We start from the raw sequence: 19,393 nt of genomic DNA, 5'->3' as shown, positions 1-19,393 counted from the left end.
TGGCGGTCCACTTTTTCGGATGGGCGCATTGTCACGCGGCCCTGGCAAGGGTGGTCATGCGAATAGCGGCATTTTTTGCCGCCTGTTTGCCGGCTAAGATAGTGCCCACCATGATTAGAGTGCAGGGCGTGAATACGGAACCCAGCCATCCTTCTGCCGGATCGCCGGCCGCTCCGCTCGACGCGGCGCAGCTGGCCGAGGCGTTCGCGCTGTTCAACCGCGCTTCCGAGGAACTGTCGACCGCCTACAACGCGCTGCAGGCGCAGGTCGGGCAACTGACCGAGCGGCTGTCGGTGCTGATGGGCGCGCTGCCGGCAGCGGTCGTCGTCGTCGATCGCGCGGGCCTCGTCGTCCAGGTCAATCGTGCGGCCGAGGCCTTGTTCGGCGGCGCGCTGGTCGGCACCGCCTGGCGTGCCGCGTGGGCGCGCCTGCAGGCCACCGAGACGCCGGGCGAGTTCAGCTTCGCGGCGCCGGGCGAGGGCGGTAGTGCGGACGAGCCGCGGCGGCTGTCGCTGTCCGAATCCGCGCTCGAATCGGGCGACGAGCGGATCGTGCTGCTGCACGACATCACCGAAACACACCGCATGCGCCTCGCTTCAGAGCGCAACGAACGGCTCGCGGCGATGGGCGAGATGGTCGCGGGCCTGGCGCACCAACTGCGCACGCCGCTGGCCGCCGCGCTGCTCTACACCGGCAATCTGCGCCAGCCCGAGCTCGGCGCCGCGCAGCGCAGCCACGTCGCCGACCGCGCGCTGGAGCGCCTGCGCTACCTGGAACGCCTGATCCGCGACATGCTGCTGTTTGCCCGCGGCGACAGCCTGGGGCGGCAGCGCTTCCACGTCTGCGAACTGGCGGCGGAACTCGCCCATACGCTGGAGCCGCTGGCGAGGGCGAAGCAGATCGAGTTCGACGCGCACTGCGGCTGCGGCGACACCGAACTCCTTGGCGACCGCAAGGCACTGGGCGGCGCGCTCACCAACCTGCTCGAAAACGCCATCCAGGCCAGCGAGGCGGGCGGCTGCGTGCGCTTCGACGTCGCAAGCGTGCCGGCCGCCGACAGCGGCCTGGGCGTGGCCGCGGTGCGCTTCGCCGTCAGCGACGAAGGCCGGGGCATTCCGGCCGAGTTGCAGGAGCGCCTGTTCGAGCCTTTCTTCACCACGCGCGCCGAAGGCACCGGACTCGGCCTCGCCATCGCGCGCGGCGTCGCGCGCGGCCACGGCGGCGACATCCTGCTGCGTTCGGCGCCCGGCCAGGGTTCCACCTTCATCCTCAGTCTGCCGATGTCGCTCGAACTGCCGGCAGACACGACTTCTTCGCCGTCACCGCCATGATCGAACACCTGAACATTCTCGTCGTCGAGGACGATGCCGCGCTGCGCGATGCCGTGTGCTTCACGCTGGAGATGGCCCGCCACGGCGTCACCGGCGTCGATGGCGGACCGGCGGCGCTGGCCGAACTCGAGCGCCAGCGCTTCAACCTCGTCGTCACCGACCTGCGCATGCAGCCGATGGACGGCCTCGAACTGCTGCACGAGATCCGCCTGCGCCAGCCGCAACTGCCGGTGCTGCTGATGACGGCCTACGGCGACGTCGACAAGGCGGTGGCAGCGATGCGCGGCGGTGCCTGCGACTTCCTGATGAAGCCCTTCGAACCCGAAGTGCTGCTGGAGAACGTGCGGCGCTACGCGGCGCTGCCGCCCGCCGCCGAGGACACCGTCGCCGAAGACCCGCATACCTGCAATCTGCTGGCACTGGCCGCGCGCGTGGCCGAGACCGACGCCACGGTGCTGCTGTCCGGCGAGTCCGGCACCGGCAAGGAAGTCTTCGCGCGCTACATCCACAGCCATTCGCCACGCTGCAGCGGCCCCTTCATCGCGATCAACTGCGCGGCGATCCCCGAGAACCTGCTGGAGGCCACGCTGTTCGGCTACGAGAAGGGCGCTTTCACCGGCGCGCAGGCCGCACAGCCGGGCAAGTTCGAGCAGGCCCAGGGCGGCACCATCCTGCTCGACGAAATCTCCGAAATGCCGCTCGGCCTGCAGGCCAAGCTGCTGCGGGTGCTGCAGGAGCGCGAAGTCGAACGCGTCGGCGGCAAGAAGCCGGTGGCGCTCGACATCCGGGTGCTGGCCACCAGTAACCGCGACATGCAGAAGGAGATCGCCGCGGGCCGCTTCCGCGAGGACTTGTACTACCGGCTCAACGTCTTCCCGATCGCGATTCCCGCGCTGCGCGAGCGGCCGGGCGACATCGTGCCGCTGGCACGTCATTTCCTCGGCCAGCACGCTGCGCGGCTCAAGCGCCAGGCCCGCCTGGCGCCCGAGGCCGAGAACCTGCTGCCGAGTTACGGCTGGCCGGGCAACGTGCGCGAACTTGAGAACACCTTGCAGCGCGCGCTGATCCTGACGCCCGGCGACACCGTCGGCGCCGAGACGCTGCGCCTCTGCCTGCCGCACTGGGACGGCGCCGCAGCGGCGCCGGCGCAGATCGCTCCGGCGGCAGATTTTGCCGCGGCATCCAGCAAGGCGCCTGCCGCGCCGGCGGCAATGTTTGCCGCCAGCCAACCGTTGCCGCCGCAGACCGGGGCTGTCGCTGCAACTGCCCAGGCCGCTCGCCCGGCGAACATGAAGGATCTCGAACGCGAGCACATCCTCGGCACGCTGCGCGAACTGGGCGGATCGCGCAAGAAAACCGTCGAAAAGCTGGGAATCTCGGAACGAACCTTGCGCTACAAGCTGCAGCAGTACCGCGACGAAGGCTACGATGTCTAGCCGGCGGACGAACTGCATGGCGGTGGCACGGGCTTTGCTCTGCTAGACTGACGTCAACAGCGACAAACAGAGCGACACAGGCCGGGGAACCGAAGATCGGCAGACAGATCACAAGGCCGAAGACCTGGACCGGAGAGCGAGCATGGACACCCGTGGAATCGACCAGATGTTGAGCGAACTGCGCTCGGTATCCCAGGCTGCACAGAACAAGCCTGTGGAAACGGCTGCGCCCGCGGCGGGCGGCGTCAACTTCGCCGATGTGCTCGACAACGCCCTCAAGGACGTCAGCGCGGCCCAGTCCGAAGCACGCCAGATGGCGCAGGAGTTCTCTGCCGGCGACCCCAACGTCAATCTTCAGGACGTGATGGTCAACCTGCAGAAGGCCAACCTGTCCTTCCAGCAGATGGTGCAGGTGCGCAACCGCTTGGTCACCGCGTATCAGGACATCATGAACATGCCGGTCTGATACAGCCACGAAGCCAGCGCGACATAGGGCCGGATCACGGCCCCATGTTTTTTACAGGTGGGACGCGAAATTCCGGACGGCCTGGAGCAGGGTTTCCTGCAGCGTCCTTTCTTCTCCGCTGAGCTGGCGCTGCAACGCGGCGACCAGGCCATCGATCACGGTCCGCGCCGCCGTCCCATAGTCGAAGCCTGCCTTGTGGTAGTCGGCCTGCCCCATGTCTGCGGCCATGCCCGACATCGGGATGCCGCCGCGGGCGCTCGTCCACATTTGCAGCTCCAGGTGCAGGCGCGTGCCGGGATCGAGGTCGCTGGTGGCCTTCGACCAGGCATCCTTGACGCTTTGTGGGGCGTCATTGGGCGGGAAGAGCATGGTATCGGCACGGCCGATGCGGGTCAGGCCGTCCTGGTTCAGGTCGCGGCTCATGTTGCGTGGCAGCAGCAGATTGAGCGCGCCTTCTTCATCGAGCGTGGCCGGATCGGGGAGAGAGGCCAACGAATGCATGTGCTGCAGGGCTCGCAGTTCATCCTGGCTCAGTGTTTGCAGGAACGCCTGTGGCTGGGCAAAGCCATTGGCTGCGTCGGCCTTGCCGAGGATGTTCAGGTAAGTGTCCCTGCTGCCGTCCAGTTGGGCGTGATATTCACGACCGAGTCCGGGGTTCTGGCGACGCTCCTGCAGCCAGGACTCGTAGCCTGCCTGGATGGTCTGGCGATCAAGCGTCGGGCCGTGGCCAGCAGTGCCTGGGACGGCCGAGGCGGACATGGGGGATTCTGCCGCGTCGATTTCACGCGCTGCCAGCGCCCGGCCGATGCTGGAAAGGCTCACGCTTTCGGTGTTGCGCGATAGCGCGACGAGCGCGGACGAAGCGGCATGGCCGTTCTGCTGCTGGAGGGCGGATCGAACGGATGCCCCGTAAGCCTGGATGCCGTGGCCTGATTGAATACGCATGCTGTTCTCCGTCGAGTGTCTCCAGACGGGGAGCAATAGTCATGCCTTTCCACTGTCGAGCCATTCCGGCGCGGCGCAGGGGCAAAATCGAACAGGCCGGTGTCCAGCACGCGATCCAGCGCCACCTTGCCGAACTCGGCGACTTCGATGCGGGCGCGCGGGTTCAGGCCACGCAGGATGGCCATCAGGCGTTCGCGTTCCTCGGCGCCGACCAGATCGATCTTGTTGAGCACGATGACGTCGCAGAATTCGACCTGCTCGATCAGCAGATCGACCACGGTACGGCGGTCCTCCGCCCCGAGCGACTCGCCGCGTGTCTGCAGGCTGTCGCGCGAGCCGTAGTCGTGCAGGAAGTTGCGGGCGTCGACCACCGTGACCATCGTGTCCAGCTGCGCCAGGTCGTTGAGGCAGCGTCCGTCCTCGCCTTCGAAGGTAAAGGTCTCGGCGACCGGCAAGGGTTCGGAGATGCCGGTGGATTCGATCACCAACTGGTCGAAGCTCCCATCGCGGGCGAGGCGTTCGACTTCGACCAACAGGTCTTCGCGCAGGGTGCAGCAGATGCAGCCATTGCTCATCTCGACCAGCTTCTCGTCGGTACGGGACAGTTCGGCGCCGCCGTTGCGAACCAGCGCGGCGTCGATATTGACCTCGGACATGTCGTTGACGATGACCGCGACCCTGCGTCCTTCACGGTTGTGCAGGATGTGGTTCAGCAAGGTGGTCTTGCCGGCGCCGAGGAAGCCCGAGAGCACGGTCACCGGCAGTTTTTTCTGTTGCGGCTGGGAAAGGTCTGCGTTCATTGCTCGTCAATTCAGTAAAAGCGCGATCGGTTATGTTATAATATAACAAAAGGCGTTTCAACGAGCGTGCATACCTCCGGGCGGAGGCTTCGCCAGCGGCAGGGGGTGGAAGTCGGCCCTCAGGCCGTCGGGCAGTTCCCGCAGATGCCGCGGATTTCGACGATGGCGCTTTCCATCCTGAATGCGTGGGCCTGCGACAAATCCGTCAGGTGCTGCTCGATGGCGTGATCGGCGAATTCCTGCACCGATCCGCAGCGCTTGCAGATTGCAAAGGCGACCAGGTCATGCTCATGCTCGTGTGGATGCGCACAGGCGACGAAGGCGTTGAGGCTGTCCAGCTTGTGGGCGAGTCCGCAACTGACCAGTTTGTCCAGCGCCCGATAGACCTGCGGTGGAGCCTTGATCCCCTCGTCGCGGAGCTGCTCGAGCAGCGCATACGCGCTGGTCGGCTCCTTGGCACGCTGCAGCGCATTCAACACCAGCGTCTGGTGCCTGGTGAGTGTCGGACTGGGCATTCCCTGTTTCTCCAATCGGTTCGTCTCCTGGCGTCCGCCAGGTGAAGCACATGCGTGTCGATGAGCTTCGGCACCATCCTGCCGATGGGGGCCGGGCAGGTATATCTCAGGTCTTATAGAGGACTTTTGCGCGTTGGCCTTGACCGGAGCGTAAATCGGTCGCATCCTCGCGGTCGCCCGCGTTGCATGAGTGCTGCGCCCGGGTTCCCATGAATCATGCCAGAGAGTGCGTACAACATGACCGAGAGAGTGAACTGCCATCGCCTTCAGGTGGCTGCGAATCTGAAGCGTTTCATCGAAGAAGAGGCCCTGCCGGGCACGGGCGTGGATGCCGCCGCCTTCTGGAAAGGCTTCGATGCGCTGGTACACGATCTCGCTCCGAAGAACCGCGCGCTGCTCGCCGAGCGCGATCGCCTGCAGACCGAACTGGACAAGTGGCATCGCGCCAATCCCGGCCCGATCACCGACATGGCCGCTTTCCGTGCCTTCCTCGAATCGATCGGCTATCTGCTGCCGCAGCCGACCGGCGTGAAGGTGGATACTCCCAACGTCGATAGCGAACTGTCGTCGCAGGCCGGCCCGCAGTTGGTGGTGCCGGTCATGAACGCCCGCTACGCGCTCAACGCCGCCAATGCCCGCTGGGGCTCGCTGTACGACGCGCTGTACGGCACCGATGCCATCCCGCAGACCGACGGTGCCGAGATCACCAAGGGCTACAACCCGGTGCGCGGCGCCAGGGTGATCGCCTTCGCCCGCAAGGTGCTCGACCAGGCCGCGCCGCTGGCCGGCGGCTCGCACGCCGATTCGACCGCCTACGCCGTGGTCGATGGCAAGCTCGCCGTCACGCTGAAAAACGGTTCCACCGTCGGCCTGCAGCAGCCTGAGAAGTTCGTCGGCTACCAGGGCGGCGCCGCCGCGCCGAGCGCGGTGCTGCTGAAGAACCACGGCCTGCACATCGACGTCCAGATCGACCGCAACGGCGCCATCGGCAAGACCGACGCCGCGGGCATCAACGACCTGATCGTGGAAGCCGCGGTGTCCACCATCATGGACTGTGAAGACTCCATCGCCGCGGTCGATGCCGACGACAAGGTCGTCGTCTATCGCAACTGGCTGGGCCTGATGAAGGGCACGCTGACCGAAGAGGTGCAGAAGGGCGACAAGACCATCACCCGCCGCCTGAACGCCGACCGCGAATATACCGCCCCCGACGGCGGCAGCCTGCGCCTGCACGGCCGCTCGCTGCTGTTCATCCGCAACGTCGGCCACCTGATGACCAATCCGGCGATCATCGACGGCGAAGGCCACGAGATTCCCGAAGGCATCCTGGACGGCGTCGTCACCACGCTGATCTCGATGCACGATCTCGCGCGCAAGGGCAACTCGCGCACCGGCAGCACGTACATCGTCAAGCCGAAGATGCACGGCCCGGCCGAAGTCGCCTTCGCCGACGAACTGTTCAGCCGCATCGAGGATCTGCTCGGCCTGCCGCGCCACACGATGAAGATGGGCATCATGGACGAGGAGCGCCGCACCTCGGTCAACCTGATGGCCTGCATCGCCGCCGCCAGGAGCCGCGTCGTCTTCATCAACACCGGCTTCCTCGACCGCACCGGCGACGAAATGCATACCGCGATGGAAGCCGGCCCGATGATCCGCAAGGGCGACATGAAGACCAGCACCTGGATCCAGGCCTACGAGCGCAACAACGTGCTGGTCGGCCTGACCGCCGGCCTGCGCGGCAAGGCCCAGATCGGCAAGGGGATGTGGGCCATGCCCGACCTGATGGCGGCGATGCTGGAACAGAAGATCGCCCATCCGAAGGCCGGCGCCAACACCGCCTGGGTGCCGTCGCCGACCGGCGCGACGCTGCACGCGCTGCACTACCACCAGGTCGACGTCGCCGCGATCCAGCAGGAAATGGAGAAGATCGACCTCGCCGCCGAACGCGACGCGCTGCTGGCCGGCCTGCTGACCGTGCCGGTCGCCGCCAAGGCCGACTGGAGCGCGGAAGAACGCCAGCAGGAACTGGACAACAACTGCCAGGGCATCCTCGGCTACGTGGTGCGCTGGGTGGAGCAGGGCGTCGGCTGCTCGAAGGTGCCCGACATCAACAACGTCGGCCTGATGGAAGACCGCGCCACGCTGCGCATCTCCAGCCAGCACATCGCCAACTGGCTGCGCCACGGCATCGTCAGCGCCGAGCAGGTCGATGCCACGCTGCGCCGCATGGCCGCGGTGGTGGATGGCCAGAATGCCGGCGATCCGGCCTATCGCCCGATGGCGCCGAACGTCGACGACTCGATCGCCTACCAGGCCGCCCGCGCGCTGATCTTCGACGGCCGCGCCCAGCCCAGCGGCTACACCGAACCGCTGCTGCACCACTACCGCCAGGTGTTCAAGGCGAAGCAGGGCGCCTGAGCAGTGGATCGGGCCGGCGGCTGAAGCTGCCGGCATCGATCGATGAGCGCCGGCCTCAGGGCCGGCGCTTGCATTTCCGACCACGATTTTCCATGCCCGTACAACACAGCCTGCTGCTTGCCGTCCTGATCGTCGCGCTGACCTCGATCGGCCCCTTGTCGACCGACTTCTACCTGCCGGCCCTGCCTGCGATCGCGCGGGCGCTGGGCACGGACACCGCCGGCGCCCAGCTCACGCTGTCGGTCTATCTGCTGGGTTTCGGCCTGGGCCAGCTGCTGATCGGCCCGCTGTCGGACCGCTTCGGCCGGCGGCCGGTGATGCTGTGGGGGTCGGCGCTGTTCGTGCTGTCGTCGGCGGCCTGCGCGCTGGCGCCGACGATCGGAACCTTGATCCTGGCGCGGCTGGTGCAGGCCTTCGGCGCCTGCGTCGGCCCGGTGCTGGGGCGTGCGGTGGTGCGCGACGTCTATGGCCCGCAGGAGGCGGCACGGGTGCTGTCGCACGTGTCGACCGCCACGGCGCTGGCGCCGCTGGTGGCGCCGATCTTCGGCGGCTGGCTCAGTGCCCATCTCGGCTGGCGTTCGACCTTCGTCGTGCTGACGCTGTACGGGCTGGCGCTCGGCTTCATGGTGTGGAAGGTGCTGAAGGAGACCAACCGCCATCCCGATCCGCACGCGATCCGTCCGTCGCGCATGCTGGCGAACTACGGCGTGCTGCTGGCCGACCGCACTTATCGCGGCGCGCTGCTGACCGGCTGCGGTGCCTTTGCTTCGCTGTTCGCCTTCATCTCCGGCTCGCCCTTCGTCTATATCGAGCTGTACGGCATGTCGCCGCAGCAGATGGGCCTCGCCTTCGGCGCCAACGTCACCGGCTTCATCGTCGGCAGCACGCTGTCGGCGCGTCTGACGCGGCGGCTGGGCGCGGACTGGCTGATCCGCAGCGGCGTGTATCTGGGCGCGGCCAGCGGCCTGCTGCTGGCCGTGCTGGCGCTGGCCGGCGTGCATCACCCGGCGGCGGTGATGGGGCCGATGTGGGGCGTGACCGCAGCGGTCGGCCTGCTGTTGCCGAACGCCACCGCGCTGGGCCTGGCGGGCTACCCGAAGATGGCAGGCGCAGCGGCGTCGATGATGGGCTTCGCGCAGATGGGGCTGGGTGCCGGCGCCGGCATGATCGTCGGCCACAGCGTGCAGGCCAGCGCGACGCCGCTGGCGCTGACGGTGGCGGCCGGCATGCTGTTCAGCCTGGCGATGTGGGCCTTGCTGCTGCGCAGGCGCGGCAGCAAGGCTTGATTCGGCTCCCGGCTTACGCAGGCACGCCGACGATCACGCTCGATGCCTTGAAGATGGCGGTGGCCGGCTTGCCGGTGGCGAGGCCGAGATTGGTGGCGCTCTCGTTGGTGACGATGGCGGCGACGCTGCCGCCGCCGGGCAGGTCGAGCACCACTTCGGTGTTGACCGCGCCCGGCTGCACGCGCGACACCGTGCCGGCCAGGCGGTTGCGGGCCGAGAAGCGGGCGCCGGCTTCGTCGGTGACGACGATGATCGACGAGGCCTTGATCAGCGCGAAGGCTTCGGCGCCGGGCTGCAGCCCCAGGCTTTCGCTGCTCTCGTGGGTGACGATGGCGACGATGCGCTGCCCGCCGGCGACTTCGAGTTCGACCTCGTCATTCACCGCTCCCCGCTTCAGTTCGCGGACGGTGCCGAGGAATTCGTTGCGTGCGCTGGTCTTCATGCTCATTCTCCTGATCAATAGGTAATCGTCGGCAATGCCTTCGGCCTGCCGGCTGAGATGTTCGATGAAGCGGCGATGCTCCTGCACGATCAAACGGAAGTTCGCCACCAGTTGCTCGGCGCGGCGCGTCAGCCTGGTGCCGCCGCCGCCCTTGCCGCCGGTCTGGCGTTCGACCAGCGGTTCGCCGGCGAGGTTGTTCATCGCATCGATTGCGTCCCAGGCGGCCTTGTAGCTCATGCCGATGGCTTTGGCCGCGCCGGTGATGGAGCCGCATTCGGCGATCCTCGACAGCAGTTCGATGCGGCCCGGACCGCCGAGATTGGCGCTGCCGACCGTCATCCAGATCGCGCCCTGCAGCTCGATGCCCTTGTTGTCGGTTTTCATGCGTCGGCACCACCTCTTCGAATTCGAATCGACCGAAGCATACCGGCTGCGACGCGGGCAGGCTAGGCGGAGCCGGCGGCGATCAGGCTTTCAGCGACGCCATAAAGTTCGGCCAGCGCCCTGGCGTCGATGATCTCGCGACCGCCGCGGCGCACGATGCGGCCGGCTTTCAGGAAGGCGACGCGGTCGGCGACGCGCAGCGCGTGTTCGGGCTGGTGGGTCGACATCAGCACCGCGATGCCGCGTTTGCCGAGCGTTGCGATGCGCTCCAGCACGCGCAACTGGTTGCCGAAGTCGAGGCTGGAAGTCGGTTCGTCGAGGATCAGCACCCGGGCTTCCTGCGCCAGCGCGCGCGCCACCAGCGCAAGCTGGCGTTCGCCGCCCGATACTTCCATGCAGGCGCGTGCCGACAGATGGGCGATGCCGAGTGCCTCAAGCGCCTCTGCCGCGACGTGGCGGTCGTGCGCCGAGGGCTGGGCGAAGGGGCCGATATGCACCGTGCGCCCCATCAGCACCATCTGCGCCACGGTGAAGGGGAAGGGCACGGCCTGGCTTTGCGGCACGTAGGCGATCAAACGTGCCAGCGCCTTGCGCGGCCACCCGGGCAGCGGCTTGCCGCCGATGCGGACGCTGCCGTCCAGTGCCGGCAGCAGGCCGAGCAGGGTGCGGAACAAGGTCGTCTTGCCGCTGCCGTTGGGGCCGAGCAGGCACAGCACCTCGCCGCGGTGAAGCTGCAGGTCGATGTCTTCGCCGATGCGCTTGCGATGGTGGCCGATGGCGAGTCCGCGGGCCTCCAGCACCGGCCCGGTGTCTTGCTGGTGGCGATCGGCCGTCATGGCGTCGAATGCCGTGTCGCTCATGCCTGCCTGCCGCTCCGGGCCAGCAGCCACAGGAACACCGGCGCGCCGACCAGCGCGGTGAGGATGCCGAGCGGCAGTTCGATGCTGGCGGCCGAGCGCGCCAGCGTGTCCGCCGCCACCAGGAAGGCGCCGCCGAGCAGCGCGGTGGCCGGCAGCAGGCGGGAGAATTCGGGGCCGACCAGCAGCCGCGCCGCATGGGGCACGACGAGGCCGATCCAGCCGATGATGCCGGCGATGGACACCGCCGCCGCGGTCATCAACGTGGCGCAGGCGATCAGCGCGAGGCGCAGGCGGACGACGTTGATGCCCATGCTCGCCGATTCGTCGTCGCTCAGCGTCAGCAGGTTGATGCGCCATCGCAGCAGCCACATCGGCGCCAGGCCGCACAGGATCAGCGGCACGGCGATGGCGAGGTCGTCGATGCTCACCGCGTTCAGCCCGCCCAGCAGCCAGAAGGTGATCGAAGGTAGCTCCACGCTCGGATCGGCCAGCACCTTGGTCAGCGAGATGGCGGCACCGAACAGCGTGCCCACCGCGACCCCCGCCAGCACCAGGACCAGCACCGGGTCGTGGTAGCGGATGCGGCTGGCGACGGCATACACGCTGCCGACGGCCAGCATGCCGCCGGTGAAGGCGGCGCCCTGCACCGCGGCGATAGGCAGGCCGAGCAGGATGGCGATGGAGGCGCCCGCGCCGGCGCCGGCCGACACGCCGAGAATGTCCGGCGACACCAGGGGATTGCGGAACATGCCCTGGTAGGCGGCGCCCGCCACCGACAGCGCCATGCCGACCAGCAGCCCGGCGAGGATGCGGGGCAGGCGCAGCTTCCACACCACGGTGCCGGCCTCGCCGCCGCCCGCCGGGCCGGCCAGCAGCGCGGACAGCGCATCGGCCAGGGCCAGCGGATAGGCGCCGGACACCAGCGCGGCCACCGCGACCAGCACGGCCGGCAGCACCAGCACCAGCGGATGCAGGCCGCGAGCGCTCATGCGGCGGTGATGGCGCGCACGAGCAGTTCGCGCGGGGGCACGTGGCCGTAGAACAGGCGGTGGAATTCCTCCGCCTCGTCGATCCAGTCCGCCGCCGGTGCGCCGCTGCGCAGCACCTCGCGCAGCCAGTGCACGCCGATCAGGCGATTGACGCTGGGTGGGCCGTCCAGCCAGCCGAAGGGCAAATGGGGTGCCAGGAACAGGCGGCCCTCGCGCACCGCCGGCAGCGTGTTCCAGGTGGCGTCGCGGCGGGCGAGGGCGGCGAACTCGGCGTGCTGGGTGACGATCACATCCGGCTTCCAGGCCAGCAACTGCTCCAGCGACACCCGCGCCAGGTTGCCGCTGCCGCGGGCAGCATTCGCCGCGCAGGCCGCTTCGATGCACTCGCCATTGACCGAGCCGGGCAGCGGCGTCTCCAGGCCGTCGCTGCCGCGCGCCAGATAGACTCTGGGCTTGTCCTCCGCGTCGATGGGCGGGCAGGCGGTCAGCACTGCCTCGGCATGGCGGGCGAGGGTTTCGCCGCGCTCGCCGGCGCCCAGCAGGCGGCCTGTCTGCCGCAGTTGCCGGGCACTGTCGGGCAAGCGTCCGTCGACGAGGATGTAGGGGATGCCGGTCTGCCGATGGACGCGCTCGGCGATGGAGAGGAAGTGCTCGCTCACCATGCCGGTATCGACGATGGCGTCCGGCGCCAGCGCCACCAGCCGCTCCATCGGCACCGTGCTGCCGCGCCCGGTCAGCCGGCCCAGCGCCGGCAGCGCGCGGTATTGCGGAGCGAGCAGGGCGAGCGCGTCGTCGGACATCGCACCCGGCCAGCCCATCAATTTGTCGGGCGCCAGGGCATGGACGAGCACCGAGGCTGGCGGCCCGGCGGCGAACACGCGACGGATGCGTTCGGGCGCGGGCAGTTCGCCGAAAACGTGAATGCCGTCCCCGGCGGTCGGGCGTGCTGCGGCAATGCCCGGCAGCAGCACGCCTGCCGGCAGGAAGGGCGCGCAGGCGGCGAGCGCCAGGAAGGATCTTCGTTTCATTGGCCGGTCATCCGCAGCTTCAGGCTGCGCGTTTCGCGTAGGCAACGCCGATGAACCATTCGTCCAGCGCGGCACGATTGGGCGGCAGCTCGGCCGCCTGTCCGCTGGTGAACTCCCGCCAGTCGGCCAGGTAGGCCTTGCCGACTACCGTCAGCAACGGCCGGCCCGTGTTCATCAGCGCCAGCATCTCGGGTGCCAGCCCGCCGCCGAGCGCTTCCAGCGTGCCGAAGCGGTTGGCCACCGCCAGGTCGCTTTCAGCCTCGCGTGCAGTGCGCAGCGCGAGGCTGGCGGCAGTGATGCCGCCCGGTTCGGGGCTGCACGGCAGCGGCCAGCGGCCGGTGTGGTGGTAAAGCGGGATGTGCAGGCCGGTATCCAGTTCGACCAGCGCGGCATGCGCCTTGCGCGAACCGCAACGACGCTGGACGATGCCGTGCACCCGCCAGCCCGAGTCGCGCAGGTCGAGCGCGAAGCGCGCGAGCAGCTCGTCGGCCTGGTCGCCGTGCTTGTGGACGATCGCGGCCACCAGCGGCGATGGCCGGCGGGCGCCCGAAGTGGAGATCGTGGAGGTCGTCATCGGATGTCCCCGGTAGCGGTGTGCCGAACCGGAAGCCGGGCGGCCGGGCATGATGCCCCGCGCCGCCCGGTGCCGTTATCATCAATAGCGCACGCGCGCAGTCAGCATGAAGTTGCGGCCTTCTTCCGGATAGCTGTGCTTCAGTTCGTAGTTCTTGTCGAACAGGTTGCGCGCGGTCAGCGACACGTCGAGATCGGACGTCACCTGATAGGCGACCCTGAAGTTCGCCAGCGTGTAGGAGCCGGTTCTGACATCCGGGTCGCCGCTCATGATGTTGGGCGACCAGCGGCTGCTTGCCGACTCGATGTAGGGCATCACGCTGATACGGGGTGTCGGCGTCCACTTGGCATAGACCATGCCGGCGTGGCGCGGGATTTCGTTGCGGGTCAGCGTGCTGTTGACCGCGGTCCGGTCCAGGTCGATGTCGGCATGGGTGTAGGTGTAGTTGCCGCCGACTTCGAGGCTCGGGTTGATGAAGCCGTTGAGCGACAGTTCCACGCCCTTGAACGTGCCTTTGCCGACGTTCTGGTTCTGGGTGTAGAAGCGGCCCGAACCGGCCGGGTATTCGACGTCAACGCCCTGCATCAGGTCGTCGATCTTGTTGTGGAACAGCGCTATTTCGCCAAACCAGTTTTCGCCGATCCTGTCGGACAGCGCCAGTTCGAAGTTCAGCGCCTTCTCGGGCTTCAGCCCGGGGTTCGAGGTGGCGCCGCCGAAGCGCGAGCTGAAGCGGTGGAACATCGTCGGCATGCTGACCCTGCGCGAGGCCGAGAAATTCAGCCTGCCGGTGTCGCTGTAGCGCCAGACCGCCGCGCCCTGGTAGTTCCAGGCCGATGCGTCCTTGGTTTCGTACTCGAAGAATTCCGGCGTCTGGCCCTTGCTGAACTGTTCCACCTTCTTGGTGTTGCGGTCGTCGTAGCTGATGCCCGCGACCAGATCGAGCCTGGAGGTGGCGTGGAAAGTGTTTTCCAGGCCGAAGGACCAGGTTTCCTCCTCGGCGTCCTGCTTGGGCGTGACGAAGAAGGGCGAGTATTCCTTGTCCCAGCCGGTGTGCTTGTCATTGCGGTAATGCACCGCGGCCTTCAGCGTGTTGCGGGCGAGCCAGGTCGTGCCGGCTTCGAGCGAGAGGCCGTACGAGGTGTCGTCATAGGTGCTGAGCGTATCGAAGTTGTTCATCATCAGCTCGTTGTCGAACTGGTTGTAATACGCCTTCGTCTTCAGGTAGGCGGTGTCGGACAACTGGGTGTGCGACAGCCAGTACAGGCTCCAGACGTCCCACTTCGGCCAGTCCCAGTCGCGGTCGCGGTTGCCGGGACGGGTGCTCAGGATCGCGGTCTTTTCGCCTTCCTGCTTGACGAAGTTGATCGAATATTCGTCGGTGGCGTTCGGGGTGTAGCCCAGCTTCAGGTTCAGCCGCTTGTCATCCGAGTCGGAACGGTTGCGGTCGCCGCCGTTTTCCATGCTGGTGGACGTGTAGTCGCGCGACATGCGCCAATGGTCGATGTCGCGCTGCTCGAAGCTGGCCTGCCAGTACCAGTCCTGCTGCTTGCCGCCGACGTTGGCGTACCAGGTCATGCCGCCACGCTGGCCGCCTTCGCCCAGCAGCAGCGACACCCGGCCTTCGGCCTCGAAGGACTTGGCCGGCTTGCGGGTCACCAGGTTGATCGCGCCGCCCATGCCGCCCGGCCCGTTCAGCACCGAGACATAGCCCTTCGAGACCTGGATCTCGGACAGATCGGGCGTCAGGAAGCGGCCGATGTCGATGCGGTTGTCGTAGGGCAGGTAGAGCCGGATGCCGTCCATCATCAGCGGCACGCGCCAGGCATCGTAGCCACCGATGCGGAAGCTGCCTTCATTGCGCGAGCCGCTGCCCGACGTGGTGCTGACGCCCGGCAGCAGGTCGATCGCACCGAGCAGGCCGTCACGGCTGAAATCGTCCATCTGCTCGCGGCCGATGGTGCTGGTGGCGACGGCCTGGCCACCGTCGTCGGGGCGGCCGGTCACGGTGATCTGGCCCAGCGTGAACACGCGCTCGTCCGTCTCGGCCTGGGCGATGCTGGGAACGGCCAGCGGAAAGCACATCGCGATTGAACAGCACAGAATCTTTCTTCTCATGACCCGGACTCCCCTGATGAATCGAAATATTGAACCGTATATAACGACTGGCAAAAAAATGGCGCTCTCATGTCGGCGCTTTGCACCACGGCCGCGGGCGAGCGTGCGGTCCGCGGCCGATGCCGGTTGCGATAAGGCGGCCACAAGGGCCGAATTCCGCAACATTCTGTAAATCATTGAAATATACGCTCGTATATAACGAAAGGGAAGCCGCTTGGGTTTGCCATGGTCCAGGGATCATAGTGCTTGCGGGCAGGCCGCATGACGATCTTGATGCCGTGTGCCTTGTTGCGGCAGCTTGCCGAGGAAGTTTTACTGTATACGCATATCGATTAAAAATATTCTGATGGCGTGGGCTTGAGCTGTAGAATTCATTCATATGGAGGCTGCCAGGGAACGCTGCCTTGTACATGAAGCACATTTTTCCAGACCACCGAGGCCTACTGAAGATCATGCACTGGCTGAGAAACGGCTTCGCCGCACTGTTCATTTTGCTGCCTGCGCCCATGTCCGCCGAGGACAGGATCAGAGTGTTCGACGATGATGTCTCGCTGGCCATCCAGAACGTCCGGCAGTCTTTGTCCGAACTGCCCATCGAAGCGGCAAGTCTTCAGGAAAATGGCATGTCCGATTGTCGTGCCTATGCGGCAGCAGGCCTGCCACCGGTCGACGGCATGCTTCCATCGGATCTGCGGATTTGTCAGATCGAGCTTTTGATCCAGGCGGCGCTGCCGAGCGCATCGCAAGAAGATCCATGCGATGCCCTTGCGGCACTTGGCGATGGAATGTTCATTGGCGGGTTCAATACAGCCATGAATCAGCGCTGGAGCTTGCCGGAGGGAGAGCGTAAACGGCTCATCGAGTTTGCCGCCATCGAAGTGCTTCCGGGCTGTACCGGAATCTCGGTCGTCATCGAAGACTGGACCGTCCAGTTCGTACTCCGCGCGATTGCCGACTGGAACCGGGATGCGCGGCCCGACTATCTGCTTGAGTTCATCGAGTCGGCGCATGCTGGCACTTATCGTGCGAGCCAGTTGCTCGTCGCCGTTTCAGTGAATGAGCAACAGTGGGTGGCCACCACTCCAGGCGAATTGATGCGGACGGCCCGGACGGAATCGAAGCTTCCCGGACATCGCCCATCCGATCTTCGCCAAGGAAATGATTGATTCCGTGACTGGCAGGGGCGTGCCGCTTCCTTCACTGCCGCCTGGACAGCCCCTGCATTGCGCGTGAAAGGCCGTCCAGCGTCAGCGGGTACATGCGTTCGCCGATGATCTGGCGGATGATGCCGATCGACTGGCGGTATTCCCACAGCCGTTCCGGCTCCGGGTTGAGCCAGGCGGCGGCGGGGTAGGCGTCGAGCAGGCGGCGCAGCCAGGTGGCGCCGGCCTCGGCGTTCATGTGCTCGACCGAGCCGTGCGGGTGCAGGATTTCGTAGGGGCTCATGGTGGCGTCGCCGACGAAGATCAGCTTGTAGTCTGGGCCGTACTTGTGGATGAGGTCGAGCAGTTGGGTGCGCTCGCTGAAGCGGCGGCGGTTGTCGCGCCACACGCCTTCATACACGCAGTTGTGGAAGTAGAAGTATTCGAGGTGCTTGAATTCCAGCCGGCAGGCGGAGAAGAGTTCCTCGCAGACCTTGATGTGGTCGTCCATCGAGCCGCCGACGTCGAGGAACAACAGCACCTTGACCGCGTTATGGCGTTCGGGGCGCATCAGCAGGTCGAGCCAGCCGGCGTTGCGCGCGGTGGCGGCGATGGTGCCGCCGAGGTCGAGCTCTTCTGCCGCGCCTTCGCGGGCGAAGCGGCGCAGCCGGCGCAGCGCGACCTTGATGTTGCGCGTGCCCAGTTCCACCGAGTCGTCGAGGTTGCGGAATTCGCGCTTGTCCCACACCTTGACCGCCGTGCGGTTGCCGGCCGATTCGCCGCCGACGCGGATGCCTTCGGGATGGGTGCCGCTGTTGCCGAAGGGCGAGCTGCCGCCGGTGCCGATCCACTTGCTGCCGCCCTGGTGGCGGCCCTTCTGCTCGGCCAGGCGCTTGCGGAACTCGTCCATCAGCTTGTCCCAGCCGAGCTTTTCGAGCCGGGCGCGTTCTTCGGGCGTCAGGTGCTTCTTCGCCATCGCGCGCAGCCATTCCTCGGGCAGCTCGGCTTCCAGGCCGGGAATCTCGGTGACGCCCTTGAAGTAGGCGCCGAAAGCCTGGTCGAAGCGATCGTAGAGCGATTCGTCCTTGACCAGGCTGGCGCGCGAGAAGACGTAGAAGTCGTCGATCGAGGGACCGCAGACATGGTCGCGCAGGCCTTCGAGCAGGGTCAGGAACTCGCGTGTGGAGACAGGCAGCTTGCGGGCCTTCAGGTGCAGGAAGAAATCGATCAGCATCGTCGCATCCTTGGCTCGGAGGCCTTCACTGCTGGATGTCCATCGCCCAAAGCAGGGCCTGGATATGGCAGCGGGAGGCCTGCCTGGGCGTGACGCCGCAGCGTTCGGCGACAGCCTGGAGCTGTTCGCTGTCGGCGCTGCCGCGTTCGCAGGCGATCGCGAGTTCGAGCAGCGGGCGCAGCGGCCCTTCGCCGCCGCGCAGCGCCGCCTGCACGTCGGGCGCCAGTGCCAGCGGCGCCAGGGCCTTTTCCAGCGGCACCTGCATGATCACGTCGGCGAGCGACAGCAGGCCGACCAGGAAGAGCGATTCGCGCTGCGCCACCGGCTGGTCTTCGGCCAGCAGCTCCATCATGCGCGCGCGCACCAGGGCGGTTTCGAGCGCGGCGGCGGCGCGTCCCTGGCTGCCGTCGGTGCTGCAGGCGAGCAGCACCAGCCAGCGGTACAGGCGGTCGTGGCCCAGCATCACCAGCGTGTGCTCGATCGAGGAGATCGGCTCGGCATGGGCGCCGGCCACCGAATTGACGTAGCGCAGCAGGCGCAGCGACAGGGCGCCGTCCTGCTTGAGCATCGCGGCGATCTCGCGGGTGTCGCCGTCCAGGCGCAGGCGGCCGATCAGCGTGGCGATGCGCGCGGTGTTCGGACCGAGTTCATGCTCGCTCCAGTCCTCGCGGCTGGTGATGAACGGCCCCTGGAACAGGTTGGCGCCCAGCTTGAAGGCGAAGCGGAAATCTTCCAGCGAAGGCAGGTCGCGGACCAGCAGGCGTGCCTGCGGCGCCGCGTCGGCGAGCATCTGGCCGAGCTGCAGGCCGCGGCGTGCGTCCAGGGTGGGCGCGCGCAGCGCGATCACGTCCGCTTGCGGCAGCAGCGGCACGAACTCGCTGAAGATCATCGGGTCGGGCAGGCCGAAGCGGAAACCCGCCTGGCGCAGTTGCGCCATCGCGCCGCCCAGCGTCTCGGTGGCGGGGCCGCCGGCTTCGGCGTGGGGCATCGGAATGAGGACGATGTTCCGTGCCGGTAGCTCGGCCAGGCAGGGGTGGGACAGGAAGGAGTCGGGTATCTCGATGAAAGCCAGGCGGTGGCCCAGCAGCCGGCCGATGTCGGCAGTGACGAGGTTGCGTACCAGTACCTCGGCGTAGAGGTGGTGTATCCGCCGGCTGCCGTGGCGGATACGGTTGCGCGTGCCCTCGTGCAGCATGAACTGGTAGCCGGCGATGCGCTGGTCGCGCCCCAGTACCGCTTCGCGGCACAGATAGGTGACGGTGGCAGCGCCGTCCTCGCCGTGGGCGTCGCCGACGGCGGCCTCGCGCAGCGGCGCGTTGCGGTTGAGCTGCTCGAAATCCTGGCGCGTGGCCGCCGGTGCGGCTGCCTGCGCGGCGGCAGGGCGGCGTCCGAACAGCCAGTCGAGAAGGGCCTTGAACATGCGGT

At 67.0% G+C, this 19,393-nt stretch carries 17 protein-coding genes; 6 read left to right on the top strand and 11 right to left on the bottom strand.

The window, feature by feature from the left end; all coding sequences use genetic code 11:
- The first annotated feature begins 110 nt into the window (after window positions 1-110).
- From ACNQFN_RS14400 to fliE, 3 genes are all read left to right on the top strand, one after another.
- Window positions 111-1,331, top strand: a complete 1,221-nt coding sequence (locus ACNQFN_RS14400) for a sensor histidine kinase (RefSeq protein ID WP_418646830.1) — start codon at window positions 111-113, stop codon at window positions 1,329-1,331.
- Window positions 1,328-2,767 (top strand): sigma-54-dependent transcriptional regulator, encoded by a 1,440-nt coding sequence (locus ACNQFN_RS14395; protein ID WP_418646829.1) that lies wholly within the window; start codon window positions 1,328-1,330, stop codon window positions 2,765-2,767. The genes ACNQFN_RS14400 and ACNQFN_RS14395 overlap by 4 nt, the downstream gene beginning before the upstream one ends.
- A 142-nt stretch (window positions 2,768-2,909) precedes the next feature.
- On the top strand, window positions 2,910-3,233 hold the full coding sequence (gene fliE / locus ACNQFN_RS14390; RefSeq protein WP_068636379.1) for a flagellar hook-basal body complex protein FliE: 324 nt from the start codon (window positions 2,910-2,912) through the stop codon (window positions 3,231-3,233).
- Window positions 3,234-3,284: 51 nt separating this feature from the next.
- Here fliE and ACNQFN_RS14385 read toward each other — a convergent pair whose 3' ends face one another.
- The 3 genes from ACNQFN_RS14385 to ACNQFN_RS14375 all read right to left on the bottom strand — a co-directional run bounded on the left by ACNQFN_RS14385 (window position 3,285) and on the right by ACNQFN_RS14375 (window position 5,493).
- Window positions 3,285-4,055 carry a hypothetical protein gene (locus ACNQFN_RS14385; RefSeq protein WP_418646828.1) on the bottom strand — a complete coding sequence of 257 codons (771 nt, stop codon included), beginning with the start codon at window positions 4,053-4,055 and terminating at the stop codon, window positions 3,285-3,287.
- Window positions 4,052-4,978: a GTP-binding protein gene (locus tag ACNQFN_RS14380; protein WP_418646827.1), complete on the bottom strand. Its 927-nt coding sequence runs from the start codon at window positions 4,976-4,978 to the stop codon at window positions 4,052-4,054. The genes ACNQFN_RS14385 and ACNQFN_RS14380 overlap by 4 nt, the downstream gene beginning before the upstream one ends.
- A gap of 119 nt (window positions 4,979-5,097) precedes the next feature.
- Entirely contained in the window at window positions 5,098-5,493 is a 396-nt protein-coding gene (locus tag ACNQFN_RS14375; RefSeq protein ID WP_068636361.1) for a Fur family transcriptional regulator, read from the bottom strand.
- Window positions 5,494-5,730: 237 nt separating this feature from the next.
- On the opposite strand from ACNQFN_RS14375, the gene ACNQFN_RS14370 reads away from it, so the two are divergent.
- Both ACNQFN_RS14370 and ACNQFN_RS14365 read left to right on the top strand, forming a co-directional pair.
- The gene (locus ACNQFN_RS14370) at window positions 5,731-7,914 is read left to right on the top strand and encodes a malate synthase G (RefSeq protein ID WP_068636360.1); all 2,184 of its coding nucleotides are present in this window, start codon (window positions 5,731-5,733) and stop codon (window positions 7,912-7,914) included.
- Window positions 7,915-8,006: 92 nt separating this feature from the next.
- Window positions 8,007-9,200, top strand: coding sequence for a multidrug effflux MFS transporter (locus ACNQFN_RS14365; RefSeq protein ID WP_418646826.1), 1,194 nt, complete (start codon window positions 8,007-8,009; stop codon window positions 9,198-9,200).
- A gap of 13 nt (window positions 9,201-9,213) precedes the next feature.
- Here the strand turns inward: ACNQFN_RS14365 and ACNQFN_RS14360 are convergent, their stop codons facing one another.
- The 6 genes from ACNQFN_RS14360 to ACNQFN_RS14335 form a co-directional block, all read right to left on the bottom strand.
- On the bottom strand, window positions 9,214-10,026 hold the full coding sequence (locus ACNQFN_RS14360) for a TOBE domain-containing protein (protein WP_068636358.1): 813 nt from the start codon (window positions 10,024-10,026) through the stop codon (window positions 9,214-9,216).
- 62 nt (window positions 10,027-10,088) lie between these two features.
- On the bottom strand, window positions 10,089-10,886 hold the full coding sequence (locus tag ACNQFN_RS14355; protein ID WP_245650883.1) for an ABC transporter ATP-binding protein: 798 nt from the start codon (window positions 10,884-10,886) through the stop codon (window positions 10,089-10,091).
- Window positions 10,883-11,875 carry a FecCD family ABC transporter permease gene (locus tag ACNQFN_RS14350; RefSeq protein ID WP_418646825.1) on the bottom strand — a complete coding sequence of 331 codons (993 nt, stop codon included), beginning with the start codon at window positions 11,873-11,875 and terminating at the stop codon, window positions 10,883-10,885. Before ACNQFN_RS14350 ends, ACNQFN_RS14355 begins: the two co-directional genes overlap by 4 nt.
- A complete protein-coding gene (locus tag ACNQFN_RS14345) occupies window positions 11,872-12,903 on the bottom strand; it encodes an ABC transporter substrate-binding protein (protein ID WP_068636356.1) in 1,032 nt (343 codons plus the stop codon). Before ACNQFN_RS14345 ends, ACNQFN_RS14350 begins: the two co-directional genes overlap by 4 nt.
- A gap of 19 nt (window positions 12,904-12,922) precedes the next feature.
- A complete protein-coding gene (locus ACNQFN_RS14340; protein WP_068636428.1) occupies window positions 12,923-13,477 on the bottom strand; it encodes a DUF2478 domain-containing protein in 555 nt (184 codons plus the stop codon).
- Window positions 13,478-13,558: 81 nt separating this feature from the next.
- Window positions 13,559-15,592, bottom strand: coding sequence for a TonB-dependent receptor plug domain-containing protein (locus ACNQFN_RS14335; protein ID WP_418646824.1), 2,034 nt, complete (start codon window positions 15,590-15,592; stop codon window positions 13,559-13,561).
- 404 nt (window positions 15,593-15,996) lie between these two features.
- Between ACNQFN_RS14335 and ACNQFN_RS14330 the strand changes: the two genes are divergently transcribed.
- Window positions 15,997-16,758 (top strand): hypothetical protein, encoded by a 762-nt coding sequence (locus tag ACNQFN_RS14330; RefSeq protein ID WP_418646823.1) that lies wholly within the window; start codon window positions 15,997-15,999, stop codon window positions 16,756-16,758.
- A 31-nt stretch (window positions 16,759-16,789) separates the two neighbouring features.
- On the opposite strand, the gene ACNQFN_RS14325 is transcribed toward ACNQFN_RS14330, so the two are convergent.
- Window positions 16,790-17,968 (bottom strand): vWA domain-containing protein, encoded by a 1,179-nt coding sequence (locus tag ACNQFN_RS14325; protein ID WP_418646822.1) that lies wholly within the window; start codon window positions 17,966-17,968, stop codon window positions 16,790-16,792.
- A 25-nt stretch (window positions 17,969-17,993) separates the two neighbouring features.
- Window positions 17,994-19,388 carry an EAL and HDOD domain-containing protein gene (locus ACNQFN_RS14320; RefSeq protein WP_418646821.1) on the bottom strand — a complete coding sequence of 465 codons (1,395 nt, stop codon included), beginning with the start codon at window positions 19,386-19,388 and terminating at the stop codon, window positions 17,994-17,996.
- Window positions 19,389-19,393 lie beyond the last annotated feature (5 nt).

It is taken from the genome of Thauera butanivorans, assembly GCF_048398245.1.
GTDB lineage: Bacteria > Pseudomonadota > Gammaproteobacteria > Burkholderiales > Rhodocyclaceae > Thauera > Thauera butanivorans.
The sequence above is the reverse complement of the archived record's forward strand: the minus strand, read 5'-3'. Positions and strand labels throughout refer to the sequence as shown.

Excerpts from the sequence above, each read along its gene's own strand:
- ACNQFN_RS14400 (WP_418646830.1), top strand. The coding sequence starts at position 111 with ATGATTAGAGTGCAGGGCGTGAATACGGAACCCAGCCATCCTTCTGCC.
- ACNQFN_RS14395 (WP_418646829.1), top strand. The coding sequence starts at position 1,328 with ATGATCGAACACCTGAACATTCTCGTCGTCGAGGACGATGCCGCGCTG.
- fliE (WP_068636379.1), top strand. The coding sequence starts at position 2,910 with ATGGACACCCGTGGAATCGACCAGATGTTGAGCGAACTGCGCTCGGTA.
- ACNQFN_RS14380 (WP_418646827.1), bottom strand. The coding sequence starts at position 4,978 with ATGAACGCAGACCTTTCCCAGCCGCAACAGAAAAAACTGCCGGTGACC.
- ACNQFN_RS14375 (WP_068636361.1), bottom strand. The coding sequence starts at position 5,493 with ATGCCCAGTCCGACACTCACCAGGCACCAGACGCTGGTGTTGAATGCG.
- ACNQFN_RS14370 (WP_068636360.1), top strand. The coding sequence starts at position 5,731 with ATGACCGAGAGAGTGAACTGCCATCGCCTTCAGGTGGCTGCGAATCTG.
- ACNQFN_RS14365 (WP_418646826.1), top strand. The coding sequence starts at position 8,007 with ATGCCCGTACAACACAGCCTGCTGCTTGCCGTCCTGATCGTCGCGCTG.
- ACNQFN_RS14360 (WP_068636358.1), bottom strand. The coding sequence starts at position 10,026 with ATGAAAACCGACAACAAGGGCATCGAGCTGCAGGGCGCGATCTGGATG.
- ACNQFN_RS14355 (WP_245650883.1), bottom strand. The coding sequence starts at position 10,886 with ATGAGCGACACGGCATTCGACGCCATGACGGCCGATCGCCACCAGCAA.
- ACNQFN_RS14350 (WP_418646825.1), bottom strand. The coding sequence starts at position 11,875 with ATGAGCGCTCGCGGCCTGCATCCGCTGGTGCTGGTGCTGCCGGCCGTG.
- ACNQFN_RS14345 (WP_068636356.1), bottom strand. The coding sequence starts at position 12,903 with ATGAAACGAAGATCCTTCCTGGCGCTCGCCGCCTGCGCGCCCTTCCTG.
- ACNQFN_RS14340 (WP_068636428.1), bottom strand. The coding sequence starts at position 13,477 with ATGACGACCTCCACGATCTCCACTTCGGGCGCCCGCCGGCCATCGCCG.
- ACNQFN_RS14335 (WP_418646824.1), bottom strand. The coding sequence starts at position 15,592 with ATGAGAAGAAAGATTCTGTGCTGTTCAATCGCGATGTGCTTTCCGCTG.
- ACNQFN_RS14325 (WP_418646822.1), bottom strand. The coding sequence starts at position 17,968 with ATGCTGATCGATTTCTTCCTGCACCTGAAGGCCCGCAAGCTGCCTGTC.
- ACNQFN_RS14320 (WP_418646821.1), bottom strand. The coding sequence starts at position 19,388 with ATGTTCAAGGCCCTTCTCGACTGGCTGTTCGGACGCCGCCCTGCCGCC.